Annotated in this window: 13 protein-coding genes; 10 read left to right on the top strand and 3 right to left on the bottom strand. The window is 47.3% G+C overall.

Going from position 1 to position 12,993, the window contains the following annotated elements; genetic code table 11:
• Positions 1–63: 63 nt before the first annotated feature.
• Positions 64–582 carry a MogA/MoaB family molybdenum cofactor biosynthesis protein gene (locus MKY87_RS27445; protein ID WP_047842524.1) on the bottom strand — a complete coding sequence of 173 codons (519 nt, stop codon included), beginning with the start codon at positions 580–582 and terminating at the stop codon, positions 64–66.
• Positions 583–753: 171 nt separating this feature from the next.
• Between MKY87_RS27445 and MKY87_RS27450 the strand changes: the two genes are divergently transcribed.
• The 8 genes from MKY87_RS27450 (at position 754) to MKY87_RS27485 (ending at position 7,584) form a co-directional block, all read left to right on the top strand.
• The gene (locus MKY87_RS27450) at positions 754–1,872 is read left to right on the top strand and encodes a CobW family GTP-binding protein (RefSeq protein WP_339784510.1); all 1,119 of its coding nucleotides are present in this window, start codon (positions 754–756) and stop codon (positions 1,870–1,872) included.
• 73 nt (positions 1,873–1,945) lie between these two features.
• A complete protein-coding gene (locus tag MKY87_RS27455; protein ID WP_036609230.1) occupies positions 1,946–2,281 on the top strand; it encodes a four-helix bundle copper-binding protein in 336 nt (111 codons plus the stop codon).
• A gap of 122 nt (positions 2,282–2,403) precedes the next feature.
• Positions 2,404–2,538, top strand: a complete 135-nt coding sequence (locus MKY87_RS27460) for a hypothetical protein (RefSeq protein WP_338593878.1) — start codon at positions 2,404–2,406, stop codon at positions 2,536–2,538.
• A gap of 278 nt (positions 2,539–2,816) precedes the next feature.
• Complete coding sequence (gene argS / locus MKY87_RS27465) at positions 2,817–4,547, top strand: arginine--tRNA ligase (RefSeq protein WP_340966943.1); 1,731 nt, start codon at positions 2,817–2,819, stop codon at positions 4,545–4,547.
• 6 nt (positions 4,548–4,553) lie between these two features.
• Positions 4,554–5,609, top strand: coding sequence for an ABC transporter ATP-binding protein (locus tag MKY87_RS27470; protein ID WP_340966945.1), 1,056 nt, complete (start codon positions 4,554–4,556; stop codon positions 5,607–5,609).
• Positions 5,606–6,316, top strand: a complete 711-nt coding sequence (locus tag MKY87_RS27475; RefSeq protein WP_340966947.1) for a hypothetical protein — start codon at positions 5,606–5,608, stop codon at positions 6,314–6,316. Before MKY87_RS27470 ends, MKY87_RS27475 begins: the two co-directional genes overlap by 4 nt.
• Positions 6,317–6,415: 99 nt before the next feature.
• Positions 6,416–6,961, top strand: coding sequence for a hypothetical protein (locus tag MKY87_RS27480; protein WP_340966949.1), 546 nt, complete (start codon positions 6,416–6,418; stop codon positions 6,959–6,961).
• On the top strand, positions 6,958–7,584 hold the full coding sequence (locus tag MKY87_RS27485) for a YdcF family protein (RefSeq protein WP_340966951.1): 627 nt from the start codon (positions 6,958–6,960) through the stop codon (positions 7,582–7,584). Before MKY87_RS27480 ends, MKY87_RS27485 begins: the two co-directional genes overlap by 4 nt.
• A 183-nt stretch (positions 7,585–7,767) precedes the next feature.
• Here MKY87_RS27485 and MKY87_RS27490 read toward each other — a convergent pair whose 3' ends face one another.
• Both MKY87_RS27490 and MKY87_RS27495 read right to left on the bottom strand, forming a co-directional pair.
• Positions 7,768–9,858, bottom strand: a complete 2,091-nt coding sequence (locus MKY87_RS27490) for an ABC transporter ATP-binding protein (RefSeq protein ID WP_340966952.1) — start codon at positions 9,856–9,858, stop codon at positions 7,768–7,770.
• A gap of 12 nt (positions 9,859–9,870) precedes the next feature.
• Positions 9,871–11,616 (bottom strand): ABC transporter ATP-binding protein, encoded by a 1,746-nt coding sequence (locus tag MKY87_RS27495; protein ID WP_091031779.1) that lies wholly within the window; start codon positions 11,614–11,616, stop codon positions 9,871–9,873.
• A 485-nt stretch (positions 11,617–12,101) separates the two neighbouring features.
• Here MKY87_RS27495 and MKY87_RS27500 point away from each other — a divergent pair, with 485 nt between their 5' ends.
• Together MKY87_RS27500 and MKY87_RS27505 are read left to right on the top strand one after the other, a co-directional pair.
• Positions 12,102–12,398 (top strand): HesB/YadR/YfhF family protein, encoded by a 297-nt coding sequence (locus MKY87_RS27500; protein WP_017689086.1) that lies wholly within the window; start codon positions 12,102–12,104, stop codon positions 12,396–12,398.
• Between the two features lie 74 nt (positions 12,399–12,472).
• On the top strand, positions 12,473–12,922 hold the full coding sequence (locus tag MKY87_RS27505; protein WP_339784504.1) for an NUDIX domain-containing protein: 450 nt from the start codon (positions 12,473–12,475) through the stop codon (positions 12,920–12,922).
• The last annotated feature ends 71 nt before the right edge of the window (positions 12,923–12,993 follow it).

The raw sequence follows: 12,993 nt of genomic DNA on the forward strand, positions 1-12,993 counted from the left end.
GCATCAAACCTTTCAATTCATATCGTACAGCTGAAAATAAACCCGAAAAACCCGTCTGATCTTTCAGACGGGTTTATATATTTCACGCATCACATGCCGCAGCTCGGGCAAAATGAGTTTTTCCATGGCCAATTTGACGGCTCCTTTGGAACCCGGCATGGAGAATACGGCTGTGCGTCCGATCGTTCCAGCGACGGCTCTGCTCAGGATGGCAGCGGAACCGATATCTTCGGTGTAACTGAGAAAACGGAAGATCTCACCAAAGCCCGGGAGTTCCTTGTCGAGTAGTGAGGATACAGCTTCATAAGTTGTATCTCGGGGTGCAATCCCTGTTCCGCCGCTAAGCAGCACGGCTTCGATATCATCACGAACGGCTGCATCTTGCAGGATGCTTCGAATGTTCTCCGTTTCATCTGGTGTGATGATGTATTCAACAATCTGATAACCCGCTTCATTCAGAAGCTGGTGCATGAGCTGGCCACTGGTGTCAGTGTCTTTAGTGCGTGTGTCCGATACTGTAACAATCATGCACGATACCGTGGTCGGAGCTTCCTGGCGATGTTGTTCCACTGAATTAGTCATGAAACTTCCTCCTTCAATCAACATGTCCTCATAGCATAGACCATCCGGTAGAATCAGGCAATGTACTGGGGAAGAGTTGAACATTATTGCACAACGAATGCGGGATGGTGTACACTCGCTAGATATAGATAGATCAGGTTACAAGAAGGACAATCAGAGAGGTGTTTAAGGATGAACGAAACGATTTTAAAAGAACAATCCATACCTGTATATATACTGTCAGGTTTTTTGGGAAGTGGCAAAACAACACTGCTTGTTCAGTTGATCGAACATTGGCAACAGCAGGGTTTGCGTCCCGCAGTGGTGATGAATGAGTTAGGCGAAGTTAATCTGGATGGTCAGATTGTGGATTCCACCGTTCCGATGACAGAGATGTTAGGTGGATGCATCTGTTGTACCGTACGTGGTGACTTGGGATTGCAACTTGCTGATCTTGTTCAGGAGGAATCACCTGATGTGATCATCATCGAAGCAACCGGTGCGGCGAATCCCATGGAGATTCTGGATGCGGTAACGGAGACCTCACTCTACATGCGACTGGAACTGAAAAGTCTCATTACCGTTGTGGATGCAGCACATCTATCTGGCCTATATCAGGAGCAGAAGGGGCAGACGTTCAAACTGATGCAGGAGCAGATTCGCTGTGCGTCTGTGCTTCTCTTGAATAAAACGGATCGGGTGAGTGCACAGGAACTGAAGGATCTGGAACAGCTTTTGGCAAAATGGAATGGCTTCGCACCTGTAATTCCTACAGTGAAATGTGAGGTGGAGATGGATCTGCTGCTTCGCAGCGGGGCAGACGTACACGTACGTGATTCAGCTTCTGAAGAAAGGAAGCTGGCTCAGGAAGATCATCATGTGCACACAGAAGCCTGTGGTACACATGGATGCAGTCATGCTCATAAAGATACAGATCACATGGTCCAAGACGATACTACGAATACTAACGCATCCCATAGCCATGTCCATGACCACAGTCACGAGCATGTTGCTCCTCATGCCTCACACGAACATGTCATGGTATATACGCATTATTTCAGTCATCCGGTGAACAGCGAGGCGTTTGAAAAATTTGTATCCGCATTGCCACGGGATGTGTATCGAGCAAAAGGCATTTTATCGTTTAGTGACACGGCGAGCCGCTTCTGGTTCCAGTATGCCTACCGTGAATCGGACTACATGAAGATCACACCTCAGGGAGATGTCCCTAATGTTGCTGTGTTTATAGGTGAACATTTTGACCAAACTGTCATTCGTGACCAATTACTGGAATTGGAAGCGATAAAGTAGGTTAGATGATTCAATATTCCTCCCAACTGGGTATTAAGAAGCATAGCAAACTTTGCCTGGGAGGTAACTTTAAATGACACAACAACAATATCAACAATGTATCGATGCTTGCCTGGAGTGCATGAATGCTTGCAACGTATGTTACATATCGAGTCTGAAAGAATACGATCTGGCGATGCTGCGTGATTGTATTCGTTTGAATCGGGAATGTGCGGAGATCTGCAGTTTTGCTGCACAAGCGATGACACGTGGAAGTGATTTTATTGCTGAAATATGCGAATTGTGTGTGAAAGCTTGTGAAGCTTGCGCCGCAGAGTGTGGCAAACACCACCATGATCACTGCCAAGCATGTGCAGAGGCTTGCCGCAGATGTGCAGAAGCTTGCCGCTTGATGGCAGCAGTAGCGTAAATATCATTTCTCTGGAATATATAATTAAAACCGATAATGACCTTGGTCCCCTAAGGGAAGGTAGTGAACACAGGCATCTGAGACGATGTGCCTATGTGTTGCCTTTCAGTAGGGGATTTTTAATGCAGGTTGCCAAGTCTGATCGTGGTATGTATAATGATGGCAATGAATTGAAACGAAGAATATCACTGATCGGGAGAGTAGCCAGATCCATACATGACAGCGAGCCGGGAGAGGTGGAAGCCGGTATGACATGACCTGAGTGAACCGCACCCGTGAGATGGTTATCCGAAAAGATGTACGTATCCCGATTGGGGATAGGCCATATCTGTCTGAGGGTACCCCGGCTTGCGACCGTTATACGCATCGAGCGGAGCAGGTTCTACTGGTATGCATGTTGATGCATATTAAGAGTAGCTGTTCACCTAGAGTGGTACCGCGGGAACTGTTAAGTCAGCTCTCGTCTCTTATGTAGAGACGAGAGCTTTTTTGTGTTTATTTTCAGCTAATAATGAATGGATAAGGAGTGTTCGAAATGTTGATGAAGCAGGCTGCAGCCGATATTGCCCCTTTAACGGGATTGAATGAAGAAGAGGTTCTGAGATTACTCGAAGTCCCACCGCAGTCGGAGATGGGTGATGCAGCATTCCCTTGTTTTGCATTGGCGAAGTCATTAAAAAAAGCACCGGCACTTATTGCGGCCGAGCTCGCAACTGGATTGCAGGCATCTGGAATTGAAGCGACTCCCGCCGGGCCGTATGTAAATATCCGTTTCAATCGGGGGAAGCTCGCGCCGAATCTGCTAAAAGAACTGGGAAATGCCGCATTTGGTAAGCTTCAGCTTGGTCAAGGTTCGCGTGTTGTAATTGATATGTCTTCCCCTAACATCGCTAAACCCTTCGGAATTGGACATTTGCGTTCTACTGTAATCGGTGCAGCACTGTATCGGTTGTATAACGAAGCGGGTTATACCTCCATAAGTGTGAATCATCTGGGAGACTGGGGAACCCAGTTTGGCAAGCAGATCGCAGCGTACAAGCGGTGGGGCAATGATGAAGCCTTGCAGGCAGACCCGATCCGTACGTCCCTAGAACTGTATGTGCGCTTCCACGATGAGGCGGAGAACGATCCTTCTCTGGAGATTGAGGCACGGGATTGGTTCCGCAAGCTGGAGCAAGGGGATGAAGAAGCACAGCGGTTATGGGCGTTTTTTGTGGAAGTGAGCATGAAGGAATTCAACCGGATGTATGAACGTCTGAATGTACAGTTCGACCATACGCTGGGGGAAAGCTTTTACAATGACAAGATGGGCGCGGTGGTTGAAGAACTCAAGGCAAAAGGTTTACTTGAAGAGAGTGATGGAGCACTCGTGGTACGTCTGGAGGATGAGAACATGCCCCCGTGCCTGATTATTAAAAAAGACGGAACAACAATCTATCCTACACGGGATTTGGCTACGGCGGTGTATCGTCATGAGGTGATGAAGGCAGATCGGTTGTTATACGTGGTCGGAGGCGAGCAGAAGCTACATTTCCGGCAGGTATTTGCGGTCCTATCCCGGATGGGGCATGAATGGTTTGCGAAGTGTGAACATATCCCGTTTGGCTTAATGCGTTTTGAGGGACGGAAAATGTCTACACGTCGTGGTAAAGTCGTCTTTTTGCAGGAAGTGTTGGATGAGGCAGTTGCTCGTGCCTTGCAAATTATTCAGGAGAAAAACCCGAATCTGGAGAACCCTCAGAAGGTGGCTGAGGCTGTTGGTGTCGGTGCCATTATCTTCGGTGATCTGCGTAATAATCGGTTAAATGATGTGGACTTCTCCCTGGAGGATGCGGTGAGTTTTGAAGGGGAGACCGGACCTTATGTGCAATATACCCATGCCCGGATTCAAAGTGTGCTTGCCAAGGCAGAAGAGGCGATCCGCGTGGAAAATGAAAACCCTCTGACTAACCTCAGCCTTGCGGATGGTGAGAATGAAACAGTGACTACTTCATTCATTATCGGAGATACCTCATGGGCATTGCTGAAACTGCTCGGTGAATATCCCGAGTATTTGGAAAAAGCAATTCATCGGAATGAGCCTTCGGTCATTGCCAAATATACAATAGATGTCGCTCAGGCGTTCAACCGCTTCTATCACGCCGAACGGATTGTGGATGCGCCATCTGATGTAAGATCCTTCAGGGTGGCCTTGGCCAAACGGACTGCCGAACGCCTCGCGTACAGTTTACATTTGCTAGGTGTGCAAGCTCCAGAACGGATGTGATCCCAGGTGATAAGGAGTATACGTGTACTTTTCAAAAAAGCCAATCAAGATGTACCAGACTCATCAGGTCGAGGTATGTTGCTTCAACAAGTGAGCAAGCGATTAGGCAGTACTCAGGTACTGAATCAAATTAATCTGGAAGTGAAACAGGGCGAATGTGCTGTGCTTATTGGCAGAAACGGCTCGGGCAAAAGCACGTTGCTACGTATGTTGGCAGGTATTTTGTTACCCGGTACAGGATCGATCCAGCGCACAATGAAGGGTTCTGGTGGGTATGCAGTAGATGGCCTGCCACGTTTACCCTTTACCTCTGGAGAGTACTTGTGGGATATGGGTCGTATTCGGGGCATTCGCCCCGAAGTACTGCGTGGGCGGATTAGAGAACTTAGTGAACTTTTATATCTGGATACCGCGATCGATCAGAAGTTATCCTTATTATCGAAGGGTACACTGCAAAAAGTAAATTTGATTCAGGCCCTGTTACCTGGACCGGGTGGTCTTTTGTTGTTGGATGAACCTTTATCAGGCTTGGATATTCCAGCTCAAGAGGCAGTTGTATCCTTATTGGGACAATGGAAGAATGAAGGGACATCCATTGTAACAGCTTGCCATGAACCGTTGCTTATTGAACGTTTGGCAGACCAGGTGATTGTGTTGAAGAAAGGCAGCGTGCTCCGCTACTGGAGTCGTGAAGATATACTTCAAGCTGGCGAACCCGTTGTACGTATTCAAAGTCTGACGGAAGCTGGGGAGGATCTGGCTAACGATCTATCCGTTGTACAACAACCGGGAGTACTGTCTTTAGTTCGTAATACAAGCTCGGAGAAATCAAATTCTTGGTTGTGGGATTGGAAAGTAGTTCAACAATCAACAGATGATGTCCTCAGAATGATTTTGGCATCCGGAGGTTCGGTTGTGTCTGTACAACAGGAAGAAAGTCAATTACATATGGAAAGTCTGCTGGGAGGACAACATCCAGCTGTATACACGAGTCGTGGAGATGTCACAGAATCTGTGGACTTAAGCTCTTCCATGGATGATGCGGGGGGAGAAGCCAAATGATCTATCTGACCCGATATTTGTTAAGGCATCACATTCGCTCGCAGAAATATTTTGCACCGGTTATCTTTTATATCATCGCCATGCTGCTGATTTATTCCTACAAACCCAACCCTATTGCGGACAGTTACAGTGTTACGGCTATGCTGTTATTTCTGGCAGCTGCTTGGCTCGGAGTAATGGTGATGAATACCGAACCTGCTAAGCAGTATCAATTACTTGTCCTTCATTCAGGAAGCAGGCGTAAGGTTGTAACAAGTCAACTCATCTGTGCCTGGATCATGCAATTCATGCTCACCGTAATCACTGTTCTGTATCCCGTGTTCGCGGGAATGTTCGAGAGACAACCTACAGGTGAGGAGTGGATGATGACTTGGTCAGGACATCTGGGGTTATCACTGCTGGGATTGGGCATCAGTGTATTTTTTCAAAAATCGTACATTCCCTTGCTTAGTCGAAGTATGCCTGCCCTCATTATTGTATTATTACTATCGTTTATCCAAGGTTCCTTAAGTGAACGTTTGCCTGAATCGTTAGAATGGCTTGGCCGCATTCTTCCGCCAGCTTTTTATCTGGTTCGTGAGATGATGTTATTTGATGAATCAAAGATGGACTCTTTTGTTTCGGTTATGCTGTGGACTGTGCTCTATGCATTAGGGTTACTAATCATCCATGTGTGGCTGTCCGGAAGAAGAGATCTGCGGAGTTAGAAGACGCGCTTCCCGATAACTTGAATGTTGCTCTTGGTTTGGTTAGGATAGAGGGACATGGAATGGTTAACATTGTACGGTTGAAGGGGGCGCTCGCATATGCAAAATACAGATATCCAGAATGGTGACATGCTGGACAGCGAACACTCCAGGGAATTGTTTGCCTATTACGGATTGGCAGTGTACTACGGGCAAGCGCTCGAACAGCAGCTGGTCAATCTGATTTTATTAATGAAAATGTCTCAGGGCAAAGCCGTGTCTGAAGAGGATCTGGAAGATCTGTACGAACGAAAGATGAGCAGTTCACTGGGGCAGCTCATTCACGAAGTGCGCCATCATTTTACATTCTCTGAGGAAGAGACTCGCCAGTTGAATGAGTTATGGCAGCAACGTAACCGTATTGTACATCATTATTTCAAGGAACGAATTCACGAGACATTCAGTCTGGAAGGACGCTCACGCATGATTAAGGAATTGGAGGATTTCAAAGACCGTGCACAGGAGTTGGAGATCCGTCTTCAGCAATATACGGGTGCCTGGATTGCAGAGCTTGGTCTGGATGCCGAATCCGCAGCAGCTCTGCAAACGCTGGAGCGGATGCATACCGAGAGTATGCAAGCAAGGGCTTTGGAAGAGGATGAATGACAAGAAAACGGATAACGAAACGCTGGATATTAATTACGGCTCTGGCTGTAGTATTAGTGGGAATCCTATGGACTGTGGTTACGGCAGTACGAATATCTGTATATACGGATCAGGATTCGTCCAGGATATCGGACGCAGCCATTATTCTGGGTGCAGCAGTGGAGGGGGATAACCCTTCACCTGTATTTCGCGAACGTATTGAACACGGGATTGAATTATACCGTCAGGGTACCGTTCGTAATCTGCTTTTCACAGGTGGCTCAAGTGGTGATGGAGAACATACGGAAGCTGAAGTGGGTCAGAAGTATGCCATCGCACATGGCGTAGATCCTGCGGACATTCGCATAGAGACCACATCCAGAATTACCGAGGAGAATCTGATCAATTCAATTCCGATTGGTGAACAGGCCGGTTATCAAACCTATACGATTGTGAGTGATCCGTTACATATGAAACGGGCCATGAAGCTGGCTGCCGGACTGGGTATGGATGCCGTACCCTCTCCGACAAGAACTACGGCGTATCGAACCTGGCGCAGCAAGTTTCCTTTTCTCGCAAGAGAGACCGTGATGTACATGGGATATACGATCAAAGGATGGATAGACAATCCGCAGCAGCCATGAGGTTGCACGCGGATTGTTTTTTTGACTGGAGGAAATAAACAGTATCGGAATTTGAATCCCGATGAAATACAAAAAAACGATCTACACAGCTACCTCAGGGTTTGCGGTGTAGATCGGTTTTTGTGTTGCCGTCGAGTACATCATTTTTAATTGGTTACTTAAAGAACTTTCAGTTTTACTCTGCTATGCATTGCCTCCGGCAAAGGAGGTTGAGGTTGGAACGGAATTACCTGACGGATTCTCGAGAGTTGCGACCGCTGCTGCTTGCGCACCTTGTTGAAGCTGATACATCTTATAATAGCGGCCTTTAAGCTCCATCAGTTCATCATGTGCACCTTGCTCAACGATACGCCCGCGATGCAGAACCAGAATCTGATCTGCTGAACGAATGGTGGAGAGACGGTGAGCAATGATGAAGGTGGTACGTCCTTTTTTGAGGACTTCGAGTGCGTTCTGAATTAATGCTTCCGTTTCCGTATCAATATTGGCTGTCGCTTCATCCAAAATGAGGATGGCCGGATCAAACGCCAGTGCACGAGCAAAGGAGATCAACTGCCGCTGTCCAGCAGACAATGTACTTCCTTTTTCGATGACGGGTTCGTCAAAGCCTTGAGGCAAATGAGCCAGTATGCGTTCAGCTCCTACATCACGCAGCGCCTGTTCAATTCGTTCACGGGAGATCTTTTCATCGCCTAGACTGACGTTGGAAGCAATGGTGCCTGTGAACAGATACGGGTCCTGTAATACAATCCCCATATGTTCGCGAATCCACTGTTTAGGTAGATCTTTGACGTTCTGACCGTCAATCGTGATCTTGCCTTTTTGCGGATCATAGAACCGGAATAACAGGTTAATGATTGAGCTTTTACCCGAACCGGTATGACCGACCAGAGCGACCGTCTGACCTTGGGATGCTTTGAACGAGATATTGTTAAGCACGTAATCTTTTTTATAGGCAAAGGATACATCATCGAAGACAACATTCCCTTTGTATCTTGGCATGGAGCCATCGGTTACAGCTTCTCCCTTTTCATCCATCAGCTCAAAGACGCGACCAGCAGATACAAGGGAGGAGTCCAGGTTGGCGAGTTGATTCACCATACCGGTGATTGGCTGGAACAAGCGACCCAGAACATCAACGAAGGCATACAGAACACCCAGGGAGATAATACTTGTGCCATCCAGCACGCTGGAACCGAAGTACCACAGGACCACCGCAAAGGCGATATTCCGTAATACGTTAACCAGGTTGTGTGAGGTGAAGGCATTCAGGTTGAGCATTTTGTTCTGGTGTTTCATATAGTCATCATTCAGATCTTCGAATTCCTGTTTGGTTTGTTTCTGATGGCGGAATACGCGGATAATGGACATCCCCTGAATGGACTCGTTAATGATGGCATTGATCTCACTCAATCGTGACCGAATAATCGTGTTGTAACGAGTGGCGAATTTCCGATAGAGCACAATCCATGTAACGAGCATCGGCACAACGAATAATGAGATCAGACCCAGGCGGACATCAAGCAGGAAGAGTGCGACATACACACCCGTAATTGTGATGATACCTGAGAAAAAGTTCGAAAGAACGGCAACGAACAGATCCTTGACGGCTTCTGTATCGTTTGTGACCCGAGATACAACTTTACCTGCGGGCAGGTTATCAAAAAAGTGTACCGGCAGTCGCTGAATGTGGGCATACACATCGTTACGCAGTCTTTGAATGACCTTGTTGGCCGAGGACTGCAGCCAGAATGTTTTACCAAACTCCATAATGACCGAGATCACGAGGAAGATCATGTAATACACAATTAATTGATAGATGCTGGGCATCTCCGGTTTGTAAAAAGCAAACAGTTCACCTGCTGACAGGGGGGTTGCCGCATATTGACCTGTTACCTCACCTGCACGTATAACCGTGAGGGTTCCATCCGCATATGTGCGGTCCCCGTCAGGTGCGCTTACCGGTTCGTTTACAAAATAAAAACTTCTGCCGGCTTGTAATACCCGCACTTCGGAACCTTTGTTTTCACCCGGTTCGAACAAGCCTTCGCGTTTGTAATTCTTACCGTTGTAGACTGCGGCTTCATCTGAAGCTGTTGTCTCATAGAAAGGCTGCTCAATCGCGAGCAAGTGATTGTCGATCATGGATTTGGCGATGAACGGACCGGCAAGCTCGGCCGCAACACCAATGGTAAGCATAATTAATGCAGCGATAAATGTTCCTTTGGCTTTCAAGGCGTAATCAAGCAGCCTTTTGCCTGTATTAGACTTCAATGAATTGACCTCCTACGTGGACAGATTGGACTCGACCTGTTGCCGTTCATACTGTTCACGGTACCAGCCGTTCATGGCTAACAATTCCTGGTGAGTGCCTTCTTCCGTAATTTTCCCGTGCTCCAGTACGATGATTCGGTCAGCATGTTCAATAGCAGACAGGCGATGAGTCGAGATCAGCGTGGTTTTGCCCGAGCGTTTGTTGCGTATATTTTCAATAATTTTGGCTTCAGTACGTGCATCGACAGCAGATAAGGCATCATCGAGGATCAGAATATCAGGATTAGCAATAAAGGCACGCGCCAGCGATACACGCTGCTTCTGTCCGCCGGACAGAGAGATTCCTTTTTCACCAACAAGTGTATCCAGTCCATCGGACAAGGTTCCCAGATCCCCGTCAAAAGCGGCGGTACGAATGGCTTCCATGATGACTTCATCACTGGCCCCAGGTTTACCGAATTGAATGTTCTGACGAACTGATTTGGAGAACAGAACTTGTTCCTGTGGTACGTACCCGATCCAGCTGTGCAAGTCATCTTTGGCGATATCCTGAATCGGATGACCCGAGATGCTTAATGTGCCCGAACCGGCAGGGTATTCATGAAGCAGTTGTTTGAGCAAAGTAGACTTACCGCTACCCGTACGACCCACAACACCCAACGTTTGACCCCGTCGTAGCGAAAAGCTGATATGACTGAGATTGTCGACAGTGGAACTTGGGTAACGGAATGTAACATCCTGCATCGCAATTTCTTCCGGATTCGTAACGTGAGCAGGTTGCTCCACATCTTGTACGGCAGGTTCTACCGATAAAGTCTCGTTGACCCGATCAAGCGAAGCGCTACCACGTTGCATCAGGTTAATTAATTCGCCGATAGCAAACATGGGCCAGATCATCATCCCCAGGTACATGTTGAACGATACGAGATCCCCCAGGGTAATTTCATTATGAAATACAAGATATATGCCGTAGGCAAGTGCAATCACATAACTGAGTCCAACGAAGAGGCGGATGGTGGGTTCAAATAGGGCATCCATTCTGGCAACAGCCAGGTTTTTGCGATACACATCTTCGGTCACGTCGGCGAACCGTTTCTCGTCCAGACGTTCCTGCACATAGGCACGCACAACACGGATCCCGGCGATGGATTCCAGCACCTGGTCATTCATATCTCCGAATGCATCCTGTGCCAGGGTATAACGTTGATGTACAGCTTTACCATAGATCATCATGGCAATGGCGATAAAAGGTAATGGCAGGATTGCCGCCAAGGTCAGTTTCCAACTAACCAGGAAACCCATGGCGAACAATACGGTGGCCAGAAAGGCTGTAGAGTCTGTTAAGGTCAGCATGCCGAAGCCTGCTGTAGTAGCAATGGAACGAAGATCATTGGTGGCCCGAGCCATCAGATCTCCTGTTCTGTTTTTCTCAAAAAAGGGAGGAGTCATCCGTAACAAGTGGTCCATAAAGCGTGAACGAAGCAGCCGCTCCACCAGATTGGCACCACCAAACAGTTTGTGCATCCAAACGTATGTAACGAGATAGATAATGATGACTGTTCCCAGAATAAGCAAAATATAACGGGTAAGTGAGGTGCCGGTAATGGAACCGCGCACAATCTCGTCGATGGCATTGCCAAGAAGACGAGGGGGCAGCAGTTCGGCAATGCCCACCAGAATAAGCAAGATGACACCGGTTAGGTATCGTTTGCGTTCCAGCCGGAAGAACCAGGCCAGGTTTTTAAGTACAGAGAACAAGTGTTATCCCTTCCTTTCGATGTCCGAGAAATGCAGATTCCGTTCATGTATGCCGAAATGTACCCACAAAAAAAGACATACCGCACGCAGGCGGTATGTCTTCATATGATCATACGGCAGCATGGCTCCGAGAACAGAGCCGCCACCATACATAAGTTCGATTGTGAGTAAACATCACAGAGGTTCTAATGAAAGAACGCCTTGTCATGCCGACTTATGAACGGAATAATGATTTCGGGTGTGCTCCGGTATTTAATTGTGTGCTGAATTGACCTATCATATCTTTGTTAAACACCGTAATCACCCTTTCTTTTTTGGAAATAAATACAATGTAGACCTCGTATGTTTGCATCTTAACACCAGCTTTTACAATCTGTCAAACATTTTTCACAACTTAATTTGTCTTCATATGCTCTCTCGGGTTTGTATTCAAGTCCCTGTCGAGATATGATGGAACATATATATACAGAAGGAGCTGACACCAAATGAGTACCATACATGTATCCGATCAAGCTGCTCGCTGGTACAAGGAAGAACTGAATTTGAACGAGGGAGACAGCATTCGATTTTTTGCCCGTTATAGCTCTGGCGGAGGTCTTCACCCTGGATTTTCGCTAGGTATTGCTGTGGAGAAACCAAGACATCCTGCGGATCAAACCGAAGTGTCGGGGATTCAATTCTTTATGGAAGATCACGATTATTGGTATCTGAAAGGGCACCAACTGCATGTGGATATCGTTGATGAAGGTCAGGATATCGAATATCGTTATACGGAAATCTAATTTTTGAAGTCTTGCTAAGCAATAGATGGATTACAGGTCGCCACCGGCTTCCGAGTAGGAGGAGGGGATAAGCAGTGAATCTGCCACCACGAGATTTGGCCCAGTATATCGCAAAACGCTCTCATATTGTTGTAAAAGCGGCGGTGCGGGCTGAGAACGAACAAGGTGAATTACTGCTGATTCAGCATGCGGGGCACGGTCATTGGCGGTTGCCAGCCGGTGAGATGCGCCCGGGGGAGGCCATTGAAGATGCTGCACATCGGGAGTTATGGGAAGAGACAGGTTGGACTGCTGATACGATGACTCTGGAAGGTCTGTATTCCGGGCCTGACCTGCGGTATCTGCATTCAAGCGGAGATGAAGAGTATTATGTCATTGCCCTGTTCCGGACAGTGATTATTCAGGATGACCTTGTGGAGTCGCGTGTAAATAGCGATGCGGGTCTGAAGTTTTTTGCTCTGGAGTCGTTACCAACTCTGAATGAGATTAGCCGAATTCTGTTAGCGCGGGATATTGCCGAATAAAATAAGTGTTAACGCAAAAAATGACCTTGGCATCCACGTTAAAGTGGGTACTGAGGTCATTTTTTTGAAAC

Origin of the sequence: Paenibacillus sp. FSL R7-0198, assembly GCF_038000415.1 — a bacterium.
GTDB lineage: Bacteria > Bacillota > Bacilli > Paenibacillales > Paenibacillaceae > Paenibacillus.